A 1443-nucleotide genomic window follows, 5' to 3' on the forward strand; every position below is an offset into this window, starting at 1 on the left:
AGGGCCTGAAAGAGAAAGTCCAGCTTATCCGTCTGGCTGCGGATTCCCCGGATAAAGTCGGTGCGCTCCGCCTCGGTCATGGGCTTTTCCAGCAGGGTGTCCGTCGCCATTTTCAGATTGCTTACCGGCGTTTTCACCTGATGGGAAATATCCGATACAAGGGTCTGTAACTCCTGCCGTTCCTCGTCCACCCGGCGGCGGTTCTCCTGCATGATCTGGTAAAGCCTTGCCAGCCGGTGTCCGATTCTGGCAAGCTGGGTTTCGCTGTCCTCTGGCCGCTGGGGCGCTTCATTCCCGGCGATCATGTGGTCTAAGGTCTGGCACAGGTCAGCGGTAAACTGCGACAGCCGCTTTCCAAACGCCTGCGTCAGTACAAAAATCCCCACAAGGGCGCACAGCAGCAGCGTCCCGCCTGTCAGCAGCACCGCAATCTGTTTTGTCACAAGAAACAGGGCTATGGTGATCCCGGACATGGAGAGGGCAAGCCCCATTGCCACCCGGCTAAACAGCCGCTTTACCGAGAGATTTTGAAACTTCATTTTGCCTCACCTCCCGTCCATTGATAGCCCATGCCGTAAACGGTCTTGATGTAGGGCGCGCCGCCGTCGGATTCAATCTTGCTGCGAATCCGGCTGATGGAGGTTGTCAGGGTGTGTTCGTCTACAAACCGCTCGTCTATATCCCACAGCCTTTCCAAAAGCTGCCCACGGGTCAGCACTTGCCGGGGATTTTTGCGGAACAGGTTCAGCATTTTGTACTCCATCGGGGATAGGGTCAGGGGCTTGCCGTTTAGGGAAGCCGTCTGCTCCGAGAAGTCCAGAAACAGCCGCCCGTCGTCGTAAATGTCCTTAGCCGGTTTGTGGTGTTCCAGCATGGCGAACATGGCTTTGATTTTCCGCTGCAAGGCCCCGATCACAAAGGGCTTTGTGATGTAGTCCACCGCGCCCACCTCATAGCCCCGTATCTGGTCGCTCTCCTGATCGTTGGCGGTCAGGAAAATCACGATGGTATCCGGGTGCTGGGGCTTTATCAGCTTGCACAGTTCAAAACCGTTCCCGTCCGGCAGGTTGATGTCCAGCAGCACTAAATTAAATTCCCGCTGGCGGATGGCTTCGGCTGCGGTTCTGGCATTTAGGGCAGAAGTCACGCCGTAGCCGTCTGCGGTCAGGTTATAGTCTAACATCTTATTCAAAAAACTGTCGTCCTCGACAATTAAAATCTGCTCCATATTCTCACTTCCTTTGCTTTTTGCAGATAGTATAACAGGCAAATGTCCGAGAATTGTTACAAGGACAAATATATTTATCATTTTACAGCTTTTTTATGTGTACTGCAATTTTATAAAAGAAAGGACAGCAGTATCATCAAATTGCTGTCCTTGCGGTTTATTATAGCTGGTAGTGTATAAGCGTGGGTTCATCATATTTGGTGTGGTATCTTTAA

General features: G+C 52.3%; 2 protein-coding genes. Both read right to left on the reverse strand.

The features are described 5' to 3' along the window. A partial coding sequence (locus GPK88_RS14230; protein WP_330626702.1) for a histidine kinase dimerization/phospho-acceptor domain-containing protein occupies positions 1-539 on the reverse strand: 539 nt, incomplete at its 3' end. Next, the gene (locus GPK88_RS14235; protein ID WP_215707963.1) at positions 536-1228 is read right to left on the reverse strand and encodes a response regulator transcription factor; all 693 of its coding nucleotides are present in this window, start codon (positions 1226-1228) and stop codon (positions 536-538) included. The genes GPK88_RS14235 and GPK88_RS14230, both read right to left, overlap by 4 nt. Between the last annotated feature and the right edge of the window lie 215 nt (positions 1229-1443).

The sequence above is a fragment of the Blautia sp. MCC269 genome, from assembly GCF_018785655.1.
GTDB lineage: Bacteria > Bacillota > Clostridia > Lachnospirales > Lachnospiraceae > Blautia_A.